Annotated in this window: 13 protein-coding genes; 5 read left to right on the top strand and 8 right to left on the bottom strand. The window is 62.6% G+C overall.

Features of this window, described 5'->3' with window-relative positions; all coding sequences use genetic code 11:
• Nucleotides 1-4: 4 nt before the first annotated feature.
• Genes ACOKS3_RS01795 through trxC form a run of 4 tightly spaced genes read left to right on the top strand, consistent with a single transcriptional unit; the run spans nucleotide 5 to nucleotide 7048 of the window.
• Nucleotides 5-1747 (top strand): potassium/proton antiporter, encoded by a 1743-nt coding sequence (locus ACOKS3_RS01795; RefSeq protein WP_103446049.1) that lies wholly within the window; start codon nucleotides 5-7, stop codon nucleotides 1745-1747.
• A gap of 35 nt (nucleotides 1748-1782) precedes the next feature.
• The gene (gene mscK, locus ACOKS3_RS01790; protein ID WP_422763415.1) at nucleotides 1783-5091 is read left to right on the top strand and encodes a mechanosensitive channel MscK; all 3309 of its coding nucleotides are present in this window, start codon (nucleotides 1783-1785) and stop codon (nucleotides 5089-5091) included.
• A 45-nt stretch (nucleotides 5092-5136) separates the two neighbouring features.
• Nucleotides 5137-6597 (top strand): protein adenylyltransferase SelO, encoded by a 1461-nt coding sequence (gene selO / locus ACOKS3_RS01785; protein ID WP_422763414.1) that lies wholly within the window; start codon nucleotides 5137-5139, stop codon nucleotides 6595-6597.
• Nucleotides 6598-6613: 16 nt separating this feature from the next.
• Nucleotides 6614-7048, top strand: a complete 435-nt coding sequence (trxC, locus tag ACOKS3_RS01780; RefSeq protein ID WP_103446052.1) for a thioredoxin TrxC — start codon at nucleotides 6614-6616, stop codon at nucleotides 7046-7048.
• Here trxC and ACOKS3_RS01775 read toward each other — a convergent pair.
• Entirely contained in the window at nucleotides 7045-7818 is a 774-nt protein-coding gene (locus ACOKS3_RS01775) for a ParA family protein (RefSeq protein ID WP_103446053.1), read from the bottom strand. The genes trxC and ACOKS3_RS01775 overlap by 4 nt on opposite strands.
• 96 nt (nucleotides 7819-7914) lie before the next feature.
• Nucleotides 7915-8814 carry a LysR family transcriptional regulator gene (locus ACOKS3_RS01770; RefSeq protein WP_103446054.1) on the bottom strand — a complete coding sequence of 300 codons (900 nt, stop codon included), beginning with the start codon at nucleotides 8812-8814 and terminating at the stop codon, nucleotides 7915-7917.
• 164 nt (nucleotides 8815-8978) lie between these two features.
• Between ACOKS3_RS01770 and ACOKS3_RS01765 the strand changes: the two genes are divergently transcribed.
• Nucleotides 8979-10166, top strand: a complete 1188-nt coding sequence (locus ACOKS3_RS01765) for an MFS transporter (protein WP_258035838.1) — start codon at nucleotides 8979-8981, stop codon at nucleotides 10164-10166.
• A gap of 12 nt (nucleotides 10167-10178) precedes the next feature.
• Here ACOKS3_RS01765 and ACOKS3_RS01760 read toward each other — a convergent pair whose 3' ends face one another.
• The 6 genes from ACOKS3_RS01760 to gltB form a co-directional block, all read right to left on the bottom strand.
• Nucleotides 10179-10385 carry a hypothetical protein gene (locus ACOKS3_RS01760; protein WP_146049005.1) on the bottom strand — a complete coding sequence of 69 codons (207 nt, stop codon included), beginning with the start codon at nucleotides 10383-10385 and terminating at the stop codon, nucleotides 10179-10181.
• A gap of 96 nt (nucleotides 10386-10481) precedes the next feature.
• The gene (locus tag ACOKS3_RS01755; RefSeq protein WP_103446241.1) at nucleotides 10482-10994 is read right to left on the bottom strand and encodes a cytochrome b; all 513 of its coding nucleotides are present in this window, start codon (nucleotides 10992-10994) and stop codon (nucleotides 10482-10484) included.
• 57 nt (nucleotides 10995-11051) lie between these two features.
• Nucleotides 11052-11345 carry a hypothetical protein gene (locus tag ACOKS3_RS01750; protein WP_422763413.1) on the bottom strand — a complete coding sequence of 98 codons (294 nt, stop codon included), beginning with the start codon at nucleotides 11343-11345 and terminating at the stop codon, nucleotides 11052-11054.
• A gap of 211 nt (nucleotides 11346-11556) precedes the next feature.
• Nucleotides 11557-12621 (bottom strand): uroporphyrinogen decarboxylase, encoded by a 1065-nt coding sequence (gene hemE / locus ACOKS3_RS01745; RefSeq protein ID WP_103446058.1) that lies wholly within the window; start codon nucleotides 12619-12621, stop codon nucleotides 11557-11559.
• A 150-nt stretch (nucleotides 12622-12771) separates the two neighbouring features.
• A complete protein-coding gene (locus ACOKS3_RS01740; protein WP_103446059.1) occupies nucleotides 12772-14190 on the bottom strand; it encodes an FAD-dependent oxidoreductase in 1419 nt (472 codons plus the stop codon).
• Between the two features lie 123 nt (nucleotides 14191-14313).
• Nucleotides 14314-18759 (bottom strand): glutamate synthase large subunit, encoded by a 4446-nt coding sequence (gltB, locus tag ACOKS3_RS01735; RefSeq protein ID WP_103446060.1) that lies wholly within the window; start codon nucleotides 18757-18759, stop codon nucleotides 14314-14316.
• Nucleotides 18760-19009 lie beyond the last annotated feature (250 nt).

Here is a 19009-nt window from a genome sequence, read left to right as displayed (position 1 = left end):
GCCTTTGGATGCAAGCACCATCAACAGCCTGTTTTTGATCGGCGCATTGCTGGTGGGCGCAAGTATCCTGGTCAGCTCGCTGTCGTCGCGCCTGGGCATCCCTATTCTGGTCATCATCCTCGCCGTCGGCATGGTCGCCGGTGTCGATGGTGGCGGCATCATCTTCAACAACTACCCGACCGCCTACCTGGTGGGCAACCTGGCATTGGCAGTGATCCTTCTCGACGGTGGCCTGCGCACGCGGGTTGCGAGCTTCCGCGTGGCACTGTGGCCGGCACTGTCGCTGGCCACCGTCGGCGTGATGATCACCACCGCGCTCACCGGCATGGTAGCCGCCTGGCTGTTCAATCTGAGCCTGATCCAGGGCCTGCTGATCGGCGCCATCGTCGGCTCCACCGACGCCGCGGCGGTGTTTTCGCTGCTCGGTGGCAAAGGCCTGAACGAGCGGGTGACCGCCACCCTGGAAATCGAATCGGGCAGCAACGACCCGATGGCCGTGTTCCTCACCGTTACCCTGATCGACATGATCGCCAGCGGCCAGACCGGCCTGCACTGGAGCCTGCTGGGCCACTTGCTGCGCGAGTTTGGTATCGGCGGCCTGCTGGGCCTGGGCGGCGGCTGGCTGCTGCTGCAACTGGTCAACCGCATCAACCTGGCCGGTGGCCTGTACCCGATCCTGGTGGTGGCTGGCGGCCTGGTGGTGTTCTCGCTGACCAACGCCTTGCATGGCAGCGGCTTCCTCGCCGTGTACCTGTGCGGCCTGGTGCTGGGCAACAAGCCGATCCGCAGCCGTCACGGCATCCTGCACATGCTCGACGGCATGGCCTGGCTGGCCCAGATCGGCATGTTCCTGGTGCTGGGGCTGCTGGTCACGCCCCACGACCTGCTGCCGATCGCCCTGCCCGCGCTGGGCCTTGCGCTGTGGATGATCCTGGTGGCGCGGCCGCTGTCGGTGGTTGCCGCACTGCTGCCGTTCAAGGCCTTCCACGGCCGCGAAAAGGGCTTCATCTCCTGGGTCGGCCTGCGCGGCGCGGTACCGATCATTCTGGCGGTGTTCCCGCTGATGGCCGGCCTGCCGGACGCCCAGCTGTTCTTCAACCTGGCGTTCTTCATCGTGCTGGTGTCGCTGCTGGTGCAAGGCACCAGCCTGCCGTGGATGGCCAAGCTGCTGAAAGTCACCGTACCGCCAGACCCGGCGCCGATTTCCCGCTCGGCGCTGGAAGTGCACGTCACCAGCGAGTGGGAGCTGTTCGTCTACCGCCTGGGTGCGGAGAAATGGTGCATCGGCGCCGCCCTGCGTGAGCTGAAAATGCCCGAAGGCACGCGTATCGCCGCGCTGTTCCGTGGCGAGCAACTGCTGCACCCGTCCGGCAGTACCGTACTGGAAGTCGGCGATATGCTTTGCGTGATCGGCCACGAACATAACCTGCCGGCACTGGGCAAACTGTTCAGCCAGGCACCGCAGCGCGGCCTGGACCTGCGCTTCTTCGGCGACTTCGTGCTCGAAGGCGATGCCGAGCTGGGTGCGGTGGCCGCACTTTATGGCCTCAAACTGGACGGCCTGGACGCGAAAATGCCACTGGCGCAGTTCATCCGACAGAAGGTCGGAGGCGCTCCAGTAGTAGGCGACCAGGTCGAATGGCACGGCACAATCTGGACCGTGGCGACCATGGACGGGAACAAGATCCAGAAAGTCGGCGTCAGATTCCCCGAAGGAACGCGACCCGGACCAGGATTGTTCCTCTAAACTCCGTTTCTGCCTGATCCACAAGTAGTCTGCCTATGTCCCTGCGCGTGTACCTTCGCACAGCCCTGCTCGGGCTGTGCCTGTCCCTTTCTTTCGCGGTCAACGCGGCAGAAGCCCCGACCACCGCCAGCATCCAGCACAGCCTCGACAAGATCGCCGAGCGCAAGCTGCCCGAGGCCGACCAGAAGGCCCTGCAGCAGGTGCTCGAACAGACCTTGAGCCTGCTCAATAGCAAGGAAGACAGCGAGAAGAAGCTGACCGCCCTCAAGCAGCAGCTGGCCGGCGCCCCCAAGGAAACCAACGACAGCCAGAAAGAACTGGCCAAGCTCAAGGACAGCAAGCCGCAGCCCGTAGCCCAGCGCTATGCCAGCCTGACCGTGCCGCAACTGGAGCAGATGCTCAGCGAGCGCAATACCCAGCAAGGCGAGCTACAGAAGGCGCTGTCGGACGCCAACAGCCTGATCATCAATTCACAGACCCGCCCGGAGCGTGCCCAAGCCGAGATCAGCAGCAACCAGACCCGCACCCAGCAGATCAACAACATTCTCAAGAGTGGCAAGGACGGCGGCAAGTCGATCAATGCCGACCAGCGCAACCAGCTCGCGGCGGAGCTGGCGTCGCTCAACGCCGTGACCCTGCTACGCCGCCAGGAACTGGCTGGCAACGGCCTGCTGCAAGACCTGGGCAACGCCCAACATGACCTGCTGATCGAGCGCGCCGCACGCCTGGAGCAGGAAATCCAGGACCTGCAGACGCTGATCAATGAAAAGCGCCTGGCGCAATCCCAGCAGACCGTTACCCAGCAATCGATCGAAGCGCAGAAGGCCGGCGGTAGCAGCCTGCTGGCCAGCGAAAGCGCGGCCAACCTCAAGCTTTCCGACTATTTGCTGAAAAGCACCGACCGCCTCAACGAACTGACCCAGCAGAACCTGCGCACCAAACAGCAGCTCGACAGCCTGACCCAGGCCGACCAGGCGCTGGACGAGCAGATCAGCGTGCTCAAAGGCAGCCTGCTGTTGTCGAAGATTCTCTACAAACAGAAGCAGGCGCTGCCGCACCTGAAGCTCGACCGGGACCTGGCCGACCAGATCGCCGATATTCGCCTGTACCAGTTCGAAATCAACCAGCAACGCGAACAGATGAGCAGCCCGGTGACCTATGTCGACAAACTGCTGGCCAACCAGCCGCAGGAAGACGTCACTCCGGCCCTGCGCAAAGCCTTGCTGGAGGTGGCGATCACCCGCAGCGACCTGCTCGAACGCCTGAACCGCGAACTGTCTGCGCTGCTCAACGAATCGATCACCTTGCAACTCAATCAGAAGCAGCTGCTCGGTACCGCACAAGGTCTGCGCACCACCCTGGATGAGCAGATGTTCTGGATCCCCAGCAACAAGCCGCTGGACTGGGACTGGTTGAAATTTGTACCGGAGCGCTTTGCCAAGCAGGTTGCCGACCTGCCGTGGGGCTCGGGCCTGAAGGAGCTGGGCGACGGCCTGAGCCAACGCCCCTTGCTGTTCCTGCCGTTGCTGCTGGTGATCGGTGCGCTGCTGTGGCGGCGCAAGTACCTTTATCAGCGGCTGAGCAAGGTGCATCAGGATATCGGCCATTTCCGCCGCGACAGCCAGTGGCACACGCCCCAGGCCATCCTGATCAACATCCTCCTGGCGATGCCGGTGAGCCTGGGCCTGGCGCTGTGCAGCTATGCCCTGCAGATCGACGCCCGCGGGCAGAACGCCAACCTCGGCGCGGCGCTGTGGCAGCTGGCCCAGGCCTGGCTGGTGTTCTACACCGCCTACCGCATCCTCTCCCCCGGCGGCGTGGCGGAAATCCACTTTCGCTGGCACAAGCCGCAGGTCGAGTTCCTGCGCGGCTGGGTTCGCCGGCTGGGTACCGTGGTGCTGGCGCTGGTCGGCGTGGTGGCGGTCGCCGAGCATCAGCCTTCGGCCCTGGCCGACGACGTGCTCGGCATCGGCGTGGTGCTGACCTGTTATGCATTGATGGCCTGGCTGCTCAGCCGCCTGCTGCTTAGCAGCCCGGCGCATCGCGATACGTCGCTGTTCCGCAGGGCCGTGGGGGTCGCCTTCACCGCCCTGCCGATCGCACTGTTCGTGGCCGTGTGCTTCGGTTACTACTACACCGCACTGAAACTGACCGACCGGCTGATCTACACCCTGTACCTGCTGCTGTTCTGGCTGGTGATCGAAGCCGCCTTCGTCAGAGGCCTGTCGGTGGCTGCACGGCGCCTGGCCTATCAGCGCGCGCTGAGCAAGCGCCAGGCGGCCAAGGAAGGGCTGGATGGCGAAGTCATCACCGAAGAGCCGACCCTGGACATCGAACAGGTCAACCAGCAGTCGCTGCGCCTGATCCGCCTGGCCCTGCTCGGCGGCTTCATCGCTGGCCTGTACTGGGTCTGGTCGGACCTGATTTCGGTATTCGCCTACCTCAACAACTTCACCCTGTACGAGTACACCAGTGGCACCGGCACCGCCGCCAGCATGGTGCCGATCAGCCTCGGCGACCTGCTCGGTGCCCTGGTGATCGTCGGCATCACTTTCGCCCTGGCGGGCAACTTGCCCGGCCTGCTGGAAGTGCTGGTACTGTCGCGCCTGAACCTCGCCCAGGGCAGCGCCTACGCCACCACCACGCTGCTGTCGTACACCATCGTCGGTATCGGCATCGTCAGTACCCTGTCGACCCTAGGGGTGAGCTGGGACAAGCTGCAGTGGCTGGTAGCAGCGCTGTCGGTGGGCCTGGGCTTCGGCATGCAGGAGATCTTCGCCAACTTCATCTCCGGCATCATGATCCTGTTCGAGCGCCCGGTGCGGATCGGCGACACCATCACCATCGGCAACCTGTCCGGCACGGTGAGCAAGATCCGCATCCGCGCCACCACCATCACCGATTTCGACCGCAAGGACATCATCGTCCCCAACAAGACCTTCATCACCGGCCAGCTGATCAACTGGTCGCTGACCGACACGGTCACCCGAGTGACGCTGAAGCTGGGCATCGACTACGGCTCCGACCTCGACCTGGTGCGCGAGCTGCTGCTCAAGGGCGCCCACGACAACCCACGGGTGCTCAAGGACCCGGAGCCGATCGTGTATTTCCTCAACTTCGGCGAGAGCTCGCTGGACCACGAGCTGCGCATGCATGTGCGTGACCTCGGTGACCGCAACCCAACGCTTGACGAGATCAACCGCTACATCAACCGCGAGTTCAAGGCCCACAACATCAAGATCTCGGTACGCCAGGTCGAGGTGTTCCTGATGGATGCCAAGGGTGGCAAGCAGCAGCTGATCCCGACAGAGCAGCCTAAACCGGATGGCACTGCACCGGCCTGAGTGGGCTCGAATGCTTTATTCTGTGCTGAATCTCAGGAGCAGCCCGTGAAAGCCCTCGACCAACTCACCTTCGACAACCGCTTCGCCCGCCTGGGCGATGCGTTCTCCACCCAGGTCCTGCCCGAGCCGATCGCCGAGCCGCGCCTGGTGGTGGCGAGCGAGTCGGCCATGGCCCTGCTCGACCTCGACCCGACCCAGGCCAACGAGCCGGTGTTCGCCGAGCTGTTCAGCGGCCACAAGCTGTGGGAACAGGCCGACCCGCGTGCGATGGTCTACTCGGGCCACCAGTTCGGCTCCTACAACCCGCGCCTGGGTGATGGCCGCGGCCTGCTGCTGGCCGAGGTGCTGAATGACCAGGGCGAGCACTGGGACCTGCACCTGAAGGGCGCCGGCCAGACGCCCTATTCGCGCATGGGCGACGGCCGCGCCGTGCTGCGCTCGTCGATCCGCGAGTTCCTCGCTTCAGAGGCCCTGCACGCGCTGGGCATCCCCACCAGTCGGGCGCTGTGCGTGATCGGCTCGAGCACCCCGGTGTTGCGCGAAACCCGCGAGAGCGCGGCAATGCTCACCCGCTTGGCACAGAGCCATGTGCGTTTCGGACATTTCGAATACTTCTACTACACCAAGCAGCCGGAACAGCAGCGTGTGCTGATCGACCACGTGCTGGAGCAGCACTACCCAGAGTGCCGCGATGCCGAGCAGCCTTACCTGGCCATGTTCCGCACCATCGTCGAGCGCAACGCCGAGCTGATCGCCCGCTGGCAGGCCTATGGCTTCTGCCACGGGGTGATGAACACCGACAACATGTCGATCCTCGGCATCACCTTCGATTTCGGCCCGTACGCCTTCCTCGACGATTTCGACGCCAACTTCATCTGCAACCACTCAGACGACCGCGGCCGCTACAGCTACGCCAACCAGGTGCCGATTGCCCACTGGAACCTCAGTGCCCTGGCCCAGGCCCTGACCACAGTGATCGAGGTGGAACCGCTGAAGGAAGCGCTGGGCCTGTTCCTGCCGCTGTACCAGGCGCACTACCTCGACCTCATGCGTCGGCGTCTGGGTCTGACGACCGCCGAAGACGACGACATGGCGTTGGTCGAGCGCCTGCTGCAGCGCATGCAGAGCGGTGGCGTGGACTACAACCTGTTCTTCCGCAAGCTGGGCGACCAGCCCGTCGCCGAGGCGCTGAAAGCGGTGCGCGACGACTTCATCGACCTCGCCGGGTTCGATGCCTGGGGCGCGGATTATCTGGCCCGCTGCGAGCGCGAGGCGGGCAATACCGAAGGCCGTCGTGAGCGCATGCATGCGGTGAACCCGCTGTACGTGCTGCGTAACTACCTGGCGCAGAAAGCCATCGAAGCGGCCGAAGCGGGGGATTACAGTGAAGTGCGCCAGCTGCATCAGGTGCTGAGCAAGCCGTTCGAGGAGCAAGCCGGCATGCAGGCCTATGCCGAGCGCCCGCCTGAGTGGGGCAAGCATCTGGAAATCAGCTGTTCTTCATAATGTTCAAGGAACCCACATGTCCGATCCACTGGTAATTCCCTGCCCCCACTGCAACGGCCTCAACCGCCTGCCGGCGGTACGCCTGGGCGACGCCCCGAAATGCGGCCGCTGCAAACAGGACGTGCTGCTGAGCCAGCCCTTCGAACTCAGCGAGGCCAACTACGCCAGCCAGATCAAGGGCGACCTGCCACTGCTGATCGACGTCTGGGCCGACTGGTGCGGCCCATGCAAATCCTTCGCGCCGACTTTCGAACAGGCCGCCCGCCAGCTCAGCGGCCGCTGCCGCCTGGCCAAGCTCGACAGCGAAGCCAACCGCAACCTCGCCGGGCAACTGGGCATCCGCTCGATTCCCAGCTTGATCCTGTTCAAGAATGGCCGCGAAATCAGTCGCCAGGCTGGTGCGTTTCCACTGCAGTCGTTGCTGGAGTGGTTGCGTAACCAGGGGGTTTAAGCGTTCTCTTCGAGCAGCGAGTGCAGCTCGACAAACTGCTGTGTCAGCTTGTGCCGCGGCTCCAGGTGAATCAGCGGCAGGCTGGCATGGTGCGACTCGCGCATCTTCACCGAGCTGCCCAGATACACCGGTAGCACCGGCAGCCCTTCGGCCAGCAGCTCGTCGAGCATCTGCTGCGGCAGGCTGGCGCGGGACTGGAACTGGTTGACCACGATGCCTTCGACCACCAGGTCTTCATTGTGGTCGTCCTTGAGCTCTTCGATTTCGGCCAGCAGGCCGTACAGCGCCTGACGCGAAAAACTGTCGCAGTCGAAGGGAATCAGCACACGATCAGCGGCGATCAAAGCGGAAACCGCATAGAAATTCAGCGCCGGCGGCGTGTCGATGTAGATCCGCTCGTAGTCCTCGTCCAGCTCATCGAGCAACTTACGCAGCTTGTTGATCTTGTGCTTGGCTTCCAGCTTGGGCTGCAGGTCGGCCAGCTCCGCCGTGGCGGTAACCACATGCAGGTTGTCAAACGGGGTTTCGTAGATATCGACCTTGTTCTTCTTGCTGAACGGTCCGCTGGACAGGCTCTGCTTGAAGAAGTCGGCAATGCCCATGGGGATGTCGTCGCCGGTCAGGCCGGTCAGGTACTGGGTCGAGTTGGCCTGCGCATCCAGGTCGATCAGCAAGGTCCGATAACCTTCGCTAGCGCTCACTGCCGCCAGGTTGCAAGCGATGCTCGACTTGCCCACGCCACCTTTCTGATTGAACACCACGCGCCGCATGATTGACCTCCGTGTATCAACGAATGCCCGAGTATGTGGCGGCGCAGCGGCAATGGCCAGTGCCATTTGCCCATTCGCTGGCACAGCGCGAGAACATCACTGCTGGCCCGCCATCAGCCCCTTCAGCAACTCGGCAAACGCCCGTGCCATCGCCGAACTCCCGCGCTCGCGCTGCACCAGCCACACTGCCGACATCGCCCCTTCATCCAGCAGCGTGCGGTACACCACGCCTTCGATGCGCATGCGCTGGAACGACGCCGGAAGCACCGAGACACCAAGCCCCGCCGACACCAGGCCGATGATGGTCATCGCCTCTCCCGCTTCCTGGGAGAAATGCGGGCTGAACCCGGCCTGGCGCGCCAGGCTCAACAATTGCGCATGCAACCCGCTGCCGTAGCTGCGCGGGAAGAACACGAACGGTTCATGGGCCAGGGCAGCCATGTGCACGCCCTGTTCCGTGCCCTCGGCCAACGGGTGCGAGGCATTGATCACAGCGACCAGCGGCTCGCGGAACAGCTCGGTGGCCACCAGGCCATCCGGCAGCGGCATCGGCCGCATCAGCCCGACCTCGATGGATTCGTCGAACACCCCTTCGGCGACATCGCGGCTGCTCATTTCCTTGAGGTTAAGGTGCACTGCGGGGAAGCGCTGGCGAAAGGCATGAATGGCCTTGGGAATTTTCGACGTGAACGGCGCCGAGGAGGTGAAGCCAATTTTCATCTCACCCAGTTCACCCAGTTGCGCACGCCGCGCCACATCGGCCGCCTTCTCCACCTGAGCCAGCACCTGGCGCGCCTCTTCGAGGAACAGCCGGCCAGCCTCGCTCAGCTCGACCCGACGATTGGTCCGCTCGAACAGGCGGGCACCCAGTTCCTGTTCCAGTGCCTGGATCTGCTGGCTCAACGGCGGCTGGGAGATGCCCAGTTGCTGGGCCGCGCGGCCGAAGTGCAGCTCTTCGGCAACGGCGATGAAGTAACGCAAATGGCGCAGTTCCATGATCGGCTCCAATCAGGTCGCTAAACGTCTCAAATAGGTCGAACAATATATTGGATCTAATCATTAGCCAGCTATATGCTTTTTTCATTGCGCCAGAGGTACCGCCCGTGAAAACTGCTGTAGCCCCCCTTCCAGCCGGCCCAGAACCTGCCTCCCTGAACGACATGTGGATCGAAAAAGGCACCCCCGCCTTCATGAAAACCGTGCTGGCCCTGTTCAGCGGCGGTTTCGCCACGTTCGCCCTGCTGTACTGCGTGCAGCCGATGATGCCGCTGCTGTCGAAGGAGTTTTCCATCAACGCGGCGCAGAGCAGCCTGGTGCTTTCGGTATCGACTGCGATGCTCGCCTTCGGCCTTCTGATCACCGGCCCGATCTCCGACCGCATCGGCCGCAAACCGGTGATGGTCTTTGCCCTGGTCTGCGCCGCCCTGTCGACTCTGGCCAGCGCAGTGATGCCGAGCTGGGAGCTGGTACTGGCCACCCGCGCCTTGGTGGGCCTGTCGCTGAGCGGCCTGGCGGCGGTGGCGATGACCTACCTGAGCGAAGAAATCCACCCACAGCACATCGGCCTGGCCATGGGCCTGTATATCGGCGGCAATGCCATCGGCGGCATGAGCGGGCGGTTGATTACCGGGGTACTGATCGATTTCGTCAGTTGGCACACGGCGATGCTGACCATCGGCGGGCTGGCCTTGGTGGCGGCGCTGGTGTTCTGGAAAGTGCTGCCCGAGTCGCGCAACTTCCGCCCGCAGTTGATGAGCCCGCGTAGCCTGCTGGACGGTTTCGTCATGCACTTCAAGGACGCCGGGCTGCCTTGGCTGTTCCTCGAAGCCTTCTTGCTGATGGGGGCCTTCGTCACCCTGTTCAACTACATCGGCTACCGCTTGTTGGCCGAGCCTTACCACATGAACCAAGCGCTGGTCGGCTTGCTGTCGGTGGTGTACCTGTCAGGTATCTACAGCTCGGCGCAAGTTGGCGCACTGGCTGACAGGCTGGGCCGGCGCAAGGTGTTCTGGGCCAGTATCGTGGTAATGGCCGGCGGCCTGCTGATGACCCTGGCCACCCCGCTGGCGCTGGTGATCGTTGGCATGCTGGTGTTCACCTTCGGCTTCTTCGGTGCGCATTCGGTGGCCAGTAGCTGGATCGGCCGCCGGGCGCTGAAGGCCAAGGGCCAGGCCTCGTCGCTGTACCTGTTCAGCTATTACGCAGGGTCCAGCGTGGCCGGTACGGCCGGTGGGGTGTTCTGGCACCAATGGGGGTGGAACGGGATTGGCTTGTTCATTGGCGGACTGCTGACGGTGGCTTTGCTGGTGGCCCTGCATTTGAGCAAATTGCAACCCAAAGCAGCCTGAAAGGCCGAGGCATCATGCCTCGGCCAACATCATCACGAAGCGCGCCTGAAGCAGCTCGCCTTCGGCTTGCAGCTGCAGGCTGAGCGGCTTGCCACCCTCCTGCTCCAGTAGATGCAACCAGGCCAGCACAGCCGCAGCAGCCCCCTCCAGGCTGGTGATACGCAGGCCCGCAGCCAATTGCCAGGTAGACACGTCAGCCATGGCCAGTGGGCAGGTCAAGGTCAGCGGTCGCCCACTCTGTAGAAGCGCTCACCCTCGCGGCTTTCCACCAATGGGATTACCATCCAGGACCAGGCAGAAGAACGCTTCATTGGCTCAGGGCAGCATTCGACGTAGCACGCTCCGCCCCGCAAACTCATGCATGGCGACTGCAGCTACGTGCAACGCCACAGCCAAAGCCAGGGCGACGTTTGCTGCTACATGCACCGTGAGCCAGGCGCTTAGCCAAAATGGATCAGTCAGCAAGGGAGCGATTGCAAACCAGCCAAATACATCAATCGCACGATCCATCATCAGCACGCCTGAAGTCAGTACCAATGCGATGAGCCAATAGATGCCTTCGTGGAAAACATGCGCGATACGCCGCACCAAGGCATTTTCGCTCAGTGCGCTCGGCCTGGCCTTCAGGTAGCGCATGAACCAGCGCAGTAGGAAGACCGGAATAAACAGCGTGGTCAGGCCGACATTCACGAAGCCGACCCATTGTGCGGTGGCGGGTTCGACAACGAAGCCGGTCACGTAAAAACCACTCACCAACGCCCATACGATGACCAAGGCAGAGACCCAATGCAACAGGATCTGCTGCCAGCAATAAGTGTGTCGTTGCATCAGAAATACCGTGGCACGGCATGGCATGCCCTATTGGGCTGTCAGGCCGTACTCCTTTTAGCGTTTGATCCAGGCGTCTTGCCAGTTGCTGCCTACACCAGGCTCATATTGGTTGGCACCGCCCGAATAGCTCTTGCACCAACCCTCGAACGGGAATGGTTTGCACTCGAATACCTCGCCGGTCTTGGGCTGCAAGACACCCTGTTTGTAACTTCTGCACGCATACGCGCGCGAAGGTGGCTCACTGGCATAACCATGCGCATTCGCAAGCTGGACATGCATACCAGCAACGGCAACCGGCCGCCAGAGACTGCTGGCAGCAAACTTGCGCAAGTTCTTTGTTGTACTCATGACGCACTCCGGACTACTTGAGCTTGCGTCGGGGAGGCCCGACAGGAGTGCGCGAGTCTAGGAATCGTGAAGGCGCCGATATGTAGGAAAAGGCCTGGGTATCTTCAGCCTTCTCTTTCTCGGCTTGATGGCGTCGGTTTCAACGGTGAGGTTAGCGTGTGAAGCGCAACAAAAAGCCCGGCACTTGGCCGGGCTGTTCGTTTCAACGCACTTACTCGTGGTACTGCGCCGACAGCTCATGCACGGCGTTGATGAACACGCCCGCGTGCTCCGGGTCGACTTCCGGCGTGATGCCATGACCCAGGTTGAACACGTGGCCGGTACCCTTGCCATAACTGGCCAGGATGCGCGCGACTTCGTTGCGGATGGCTTCCGGCTTGGCATACAGCACGGTCGGGTCCATGTTGCCCTGCAGGGCTACCTTGTCACCGACACGGCGGCGTGCGTCGCCGATTTCGCAGGTCCAGTCCAGGCCTAGCGCGTCAGCGCCGGCTTCGGCGATGCTTTCCAGCCACAGGCCGCCGTTCTTGGTGAACAGGATCACCGGCACCTTGCGCCCTTCGTGCTCACGGATCAGGCCACTTACGATCTTGCGCATGTAGGCCAGGGAGAACTCCTGGTAAGCCGCCGCCGACAGGTTACCGCCCCAGGTATCGAAGATCTGCACCGCCTGGGCGCCAGCAAGGATCTGGCCGTTGAGGTAGCTGGTGACCGACTGGGCCAGCTTGTCCAACAGCAGGTGCAGGGCTTGCGGGTTGTCGTAGGCCATGGCCTTGGTCTTGCGGAAGTCCTTGGACGAGCCGCCTTCTACCATATAGGTGGCCAAGGTCCACGGGCTGCCGGAGAAACCGATCAGTGGCACACGACCATTGAGCTCACGGCGGATGGTGCTGACCGCGTCCATCACGTAACCGAGGTCTTTCTGCGGGTCAGGGATCGGCAACGCTTCAATGTCGGCCGGGGTGCTGATGACCTTCTTGAAACGCGGGCCTTCGCCGGTTTCGAAGTACAAGCCCAGGCCCATGGCATCTGGGATGGTCAGGATGTCCGAGAACAGGATCGCCGCATCCAGCGGGTAACGGTCCAGCGGCTGCAGGGTCACCTCGCAGGCGAACTGCGGGTTCATGCACAGGCTCATGAAATCACCGGCCTTGGCGCGGCTGGCGCGGTACTCCGGCAGGTAGCGGCCGGCCTGGCGCATCATCCAGACAGGGGTGACGTCAACGGGTTGCTTGAGCAGCGCACGCAGGAAACGATCGTTCTTCAGGGCAGTCATGTCGGCATCCGGAAAAATAGTGCGAGCATTTTCTCAGACGCCAGCGCAAAAGGCACGGTCAAGGCCATGCGTTTTGTCTATTAGGTGCCACAGATCAAGCATTTTTGTATACAAAAATGCTTGAGGCCGCAAAGCGGCCCCAGCAATCGATCAGACTTCGAGGTAGTCCAAGATACCTTCGGCAGCGTTGCGGCCTTCGAAGATGGCGGTCACTACCAGGTCCGAACCGCGCACCATGTCGCCACCGGCGAACACTTTCGGGTTGCTGGTCTGATGCTTGAACTTGGCTTTCTCCGGCGCCACCACACGGCCTTGGCTGTCCAGCTGGATGCCATGCTGCTCGAACCACGGTGCCGGGCTCGGGCGGAAGCCGAAGGCGATCACCACGGCGTCAGCCGGCAGGATCTCTTCGGAGCCCGGGATCGGCTCAGGGCTACGACGGCCACGGGCATCTGGCTCGCCGAGACGGGTCTCGACCACCTTCACGCCTTCGACCTTGTCCTCGCCGACGATGGCGATGGGCTGGCGGTTGTAGAGGAACTTCACGCCCTCTTCCTTGGCGTTCTTCACCTCTTTGCGCGAGCCCGGCATGTTGGCTTCGTCACGGCGATAGGCACAGGTCACCGACTTGGCGCCCTGGCGAATCGAGGTGCGGTTGCAGTCCATCGCGGTGTCGCCACCGCCCAGCACCACGACCTTCTTGCCCTGCATGTCGACGAAGTCTTCCGGCGACTTTTCGAAGCCCAGGTTGCGGTTGACGTTGGCGATCAGGAAATCCAGCGCGTCATGCACACCTGGCAGGTCTTCACCCGGGAAACCACCCTTCATGTAGGTGTAGGTACCCATGCCCATGAACACTGCGTCGTACTCGGCGAGCAGCTGTTCCATGGTGATGTCCTTGCCCACCTCGGTGTTCAGGCGGAACTCGATGCCCATGCCGGTGAAGACTTCGCGACGATTGCTCAGCACGGTCTTTTCCAGCTTGAACTCGGGGATACCGAAGGTCAGCAGGCCACCGATTTCCGGGTTCTTGTCGAACACCACCGGGGTCACGCCACCGCGTACCAGCACGTCGGCGCAGCCCAGGCCAGCCGGGCCGGCACCAATGATGGCGACGCGCTTGCCGGTTGGCTTGACCCTGGACATGTCAGGGCGCCAGCCCATGGCAAAGGCGGTGTCGGTGATGTACTTCTCCACCGAGCCGATGGTCACCGCGCCGAAACCGTCGTTCAGGGTACAGGCACCCTCGCACAGACGGTCCTGCGGACACACACGGCCGCATACTTCCGGCAGGGTGTTGGTCTGGTGCGACAGTTCGGCCGCGGCCAGGATGTTGCCTTCGGAGACCAGCTTCAGCCAGTTGGGGATGAAGTTGTGTACCGGGCACTTCCATTCGCAATACGGGTTACCGCAGCCCAGGCAGCGATGTGCCTGCTCCACGGACTGCTGCGGCTTGAACGGTTCGTAGATCTCCACGAACTCCTTCTTGCGCTGGCGCAGCAGCTTTTTCTTCGGGTCCTTGCGGCCCACTTCGATGAACTGGAAGTCGTTGTTCAGACGTTCAGCCATTTTTCAAAACCTCTTTACAGCAGCTGCGAGCTACAAGCTGCAAGCCGCAAGACGATCACTTAAGCCGGGCAAACCTCGTGCTGCTTTTACTTGCAGCTTGAGGCTTGCCACTTGCAGCTGTTGTTACTGCGGGTTGGCACGGGTGCTGGACAGCAGTTGCTTGAGGTTGGCCGCCTTCGGCTTGACCAGCCAGAAGCGCCGCACGTAGTCGTCCAGATTCTCGAAGAGCTCGCGCCCCCACTCGCTGCCGGTCTCTTCCACGTATTCGCCAAGGACCCGCGCCAAGTGGCTGCGGTAGGCTTCCATCGCCTCACCACTGATGCGCTGGATTTCCACCAGCTCGTGGTTGAGCTTGTCGACGAAGCTGTTGTCCATGTCGAGCACGTAGGCGAAGCCGCCAGTCATGCCAGAACCGAAGTTGTAACCGGTCTTGCCCAGAACGCAGACAAAGCCGCCGGTCATGTATTCACAGCAGTGATCGCCAGTACCCTCGACAACAGCGTGGGCGCCGGAGTTACGCACAGCGAAACGCTCGCCCGCAGTACCCGCGGCGAACAGCTTGCCGCCGGTGGCGCCGTACAGGCAGGTGTTGCCGACGATGGCGCTGTGTTGGGTGGCGAACGGGCTGCCGGCTGGCGGCACGATGGTGACCTTGCCACCGGTCATGCCCTTGCCGACGTAGTCGTTGGCGTCACCTTCCAGGTGCAGGTTCAGGCCACCGGCATTCCACACGCCGAAGCTTTGCCCGGCAGTACCCTTGAAGCGGAAAGTGAGCGGCTTGTCAGCCATGCCCTGATTGCCGTACAGCTTGGCGATCTCGCCAGAGATACGGGCACCGATGGAACGGTCGCAGTTGCAGATGTCGAGGCTGAACTCGCCGCCGGCCTGGTCGCGGATCGCCGGCAGAGCCATCTCGACCATCTTCTCGGCCAGCTCGCCCTTGTCGAACGGCGGGTTCTTGTCGACTTCGCAGAACTGCGGCTTGTCGGCCGGGATGTGCGAGCTGCCCAGCAGCGGGGTCAAGTCCAGGTACTGCTGGCGCTCGGTGTCGCCTGGCAGTACGTCGAGCAGGTCGGTACGGCCGATCAGCTCGCCGAGGCTGCGCACGCCCAGCTTGGCCAGCCACTCACGCGTTTCTTCGGCGACGAAGGTGAAGAAGTTGATCACCATGTCGACGGTGCCGATGTAGTGATCCTTGCGCAGCTTATCGTTTTGCGTGGCTACGCCGGTGGCGCAGTTGTTCAGGTGGCAGATGCGCAGGTACTTGCAACCCAGGGCGATCATCGGCGCGGTGCCGAAGCCGAAGCTCTCGGCGCCGAGGATGGCTGCCTTGATCACGTCCAGGCCGGTCTTCAGGCCGCCATCGGTCTGTACCCGTACCTTGCCGCGCAGGTCGTTGCCGCGCAGGGTCTGGTGGGTTTCAGCCAGGCCCAGTTCCCATGGTGCGCCAGCGTACTTGATCGAGGTCAGCGGCGAAGCACCGGTACCACCGTCGTAACCGGAGATGGTGATCAGGTCGGCATAGGCCTTGGCCACGCCGGCAGCGATGGTGCCAACGCCGGCCTCAGCCACCAGCTTGACCGATACCAGGGCCTGCGGGTTGACCTGCTTGAGGTCATAGATCAGCTGAGCCAGGTCTTCGATCGAGTAGATGTCGTGGTGCGGCGGTGGCGAGATCAGGGTCACGCCCGGTACCGCATAGCGCAGTTTGGCGATCAGGCCGTTGACCTTGCCGCCTGGCAGCTGGCCGCCTTCACCGGGCTTGGCGCCCTGGGCAACCTTGATCTGCAGCACTTCGGCGTTGACCAGGTATTCCGGGGTCACGCCAAAGCGACCGGTGGCCACCTGCTTGATCTTCGAGCTGCGGATGGTGCCGTAGCGCGACGGGTCTTCACCGCCCTCACCGGAGTTGGAGCGTGCACCCAGGCGGTTCATCGCCTCGGCCAGGGCTTCGTGAGCTTCCGGCGACAGTGCACCCAGCGAAATACCGGCGGAGTCGAAGCGCTTGAGGATGGCCTCCAGCGGCTCGACCTGATCCAGCGGCAGGGCCTCGTCGGCCACTTTCACTTTCAGCAGGTCGCGGATCATCGACACCGGGCGCTGGTCGACCAGCGTGGTGTATTCCTTGAACTTGGCGTAATCGCCCTGCTGCACGGCGGCTTGCAGGGTGTTGACCACGTCCGGGTTGTAAGCGTGATATTCGCCACCGTGGACGAACTTCAGCAGGCCACCTTGCTGGATCGGCTTGCGCGCGCTCCAGGCTTCGGCTGCCAGCAGCTTCTGGTCACCTTCGAGGTCGACGAAGCGCGCACCCTTGATGCGGCTGGACACGCCCTTGAAGCTCAGGCCGACCACTTCTTCGGCCAGGCCCACGGCTTCGAACAGCTGGGCGCCACGGTACGAGGCGATGGTGGAGATGCCCATCTTCGACAGGATCTTCAGCAGGCCCTTTGAGATGCCCTTGCGGTAGTACTTGAAGACTTCGTCCAGATCGCCCAGCACTTCGCCGGTACGGATCAGGTCGGCCAGCACTTCGTAGGCCAGGTACGGGTAAACGGCCGAGGCACCGAAGCCCAGCAGCACGGCGAAGTGGTGCGGGTCGCGGGCAGTGGCGGTTTCGACCAGGATGTTGCTGTCGCAACGCAGGCCCTGTTCGGTCAGGCGGTGATGCACGGCACCCACGGCCATCGAGGCGTGCACCGGCAGCTTGCCCGGGGCGATGTAGCGGTCGCTCAGCACCAGCTGGGTCTTGCCGCTGCGCACGGCTTCTTCAGCCTGGTCGGCAATGTTACGGATGGCTGCTTCCAGGCCGACGCTCTCTTCATAGTTGAGATCGATCAGCTGACGGTCGAAACCCTCGCGCTCCAGGTTCATCAGCGAACGCCACTTGGCAGGCGAGATGACCGGCGAACTGAGGATCACCCGCGAAGCATGCTCCGGGGATTCCTGGAAGATGTTGCGCTCGGCGCCCAGGCAGATTTCCAGGGACATGACGATCGCTTCGCGCAGCGGGTCGATCGGCGGGTTGGTCACCTGGGCGAACTGCTGGCGGAAGAAGTCGTACGGCGAACGCACACGCTGCGACAGCACGGCCATCGGCGTGTCGTCACCCATCGAGCCGACCGCTTCCTGGCCCTGCTCGCCGAGTGGGCGCAGCACCTGGTCACGCTCCTCGAAAGTGACCTGGAACATCTTCATGTACTGCTTGAGCTGGTCAGCGTCGTAGCTGGCCACGCCCTGGTCGTCGGTCAGGGTCGCCTGGATGCGCAGGGCGTGCTGACGCAGCCAGCGCTTGTACGGGTGGCGCGACTTCAGACGGTTGTCGATGGCGTCGGTGTCGAGGATCTGGCCGGTCTCGGTGTCCACGGCAAGGATCTGGCCTGGGCCGACACGGCCCTTGGCCAGGACTTCCTCAGGCTGGTAGCCCCACACGCCGATTTCCGAGGCGATGGTGATGTAGCCGTTGGTGGTCGTCACCCAGCGCGCCGGGCGCAGGCCGTTACGGTCGAGCAGGCACACCGCGTGGCGGCCTTCGGTCATGACGATACCGGCCGGGCCATCCCACGGCTCCATGTGCATGGAGTTGTATTCGTAGAAGGCGCGCAGGTCGGCGTCCATGGTCTCGACGTTTTGCCAGGCTGGCGGTACCAGCATGCGTACGCCGCGGAACAGGTCGATGCCACCGGTTACCATCAGCTCCAGCATGTTGTCCATGCTCGAGGAGTCGGAACCAACGCGGTTGACCAGTGGGCCGAGTTCTTCGAGGTCGGGGATCAAGTCGTTGGCGAACTTGGTGCGACGGGCCATGGCCCAGTTGCGGTTGCCGGTGATGGTGTTGATCTCGCCGTTGTGGGCGAGGAAGCGGAACGGCTGCGCCAGCGGCCATTTCGGCAGGGTGTTGGTGGAGAAGCGCTGGTGGAACACACAGATCGCGGTCTGCAGACGCTCGTCACCCAGATCAGGATAGAACGCCGCGAGATCGCGCGGCATCATCAGGCCTTTGTAGATGATGGTCTTGTGCGAGAAGCTGCAGATGTAGTGGTCGGCGTCGTGGGCGTTGGCCACGGACGAACGGCGACGGGCACTGAACAGCTTGATGGCGAATTCCTGATCGCTCAGGCCTTCACCGCCGATGAACACCTGTTCGATCTGCGGCAGGCGCTCCAGGGCCAGGCGGCCGAGCACGCTAGTGTCGATCGGGACCTTGCGCCAGCCGACCAGCTTCAGGCCGGCAGCGACGATTTCGCGGTCCATGTTGGCGCGGGCAGCTTCGGCTTTGACCGGGTCCTGGTTGAAGAACACCATGCCGACGGCGTACTGCTTGGGCAGCTCGACGGCGAAGTGCTCCTGGGCCACGGCCCGCAGGAACTGATCGGGCTTCTGCATGAGCAGACCGCAACCGTCACCGGTCTTGCCGTCGGCGTTGATACCGCCGCGGTGGGTCATGCAGGTCAGTGCCTGCATGGCGGTTTGCAGAAGGTGGTGGCTCGGCTCGCCCGTCATATGGGCGATCAGGCCAAAACCACAGTTGTCCTTGAATTCTTCGGGATGGTACAGACCTGTTTTCATAGACACTTTCTCACCAGGTTCACCTCTCAACCGGAGGTAAATCTCTTTTATGTACAACCACTTACCATCCACGCCGATCAAACGCCAGCTTTTTTGCGGTGGCCATGGAAAACCATTGTTGCACAGCGACAGTCATACCCACAAATTTTCATGTCTCACCATTGAAAATTTATGTCGCAATTTTGAATGTTTTTGCGCCATGCGCCGTGATAGCGGCTTGGCTCGAGTCTGAAGCGTTTCAGCCATGACT

Origin of the sequence: Pseudomonas sp. HS6-2, assembly GCF_049325675.2 — a bacterium.
Classification (GTDB): Bacteria; Pseudomonadota; Gammaproteobacteria; order Pseudomonadales; family Pseudomonadaceae; genus Aquipseudomonas; species Aquipseudomonas putida_N.
Note: the sequence above shows the minus strand (reverse complement) of the source record. Positions and strands in the feature narration are given on the sequence as shown.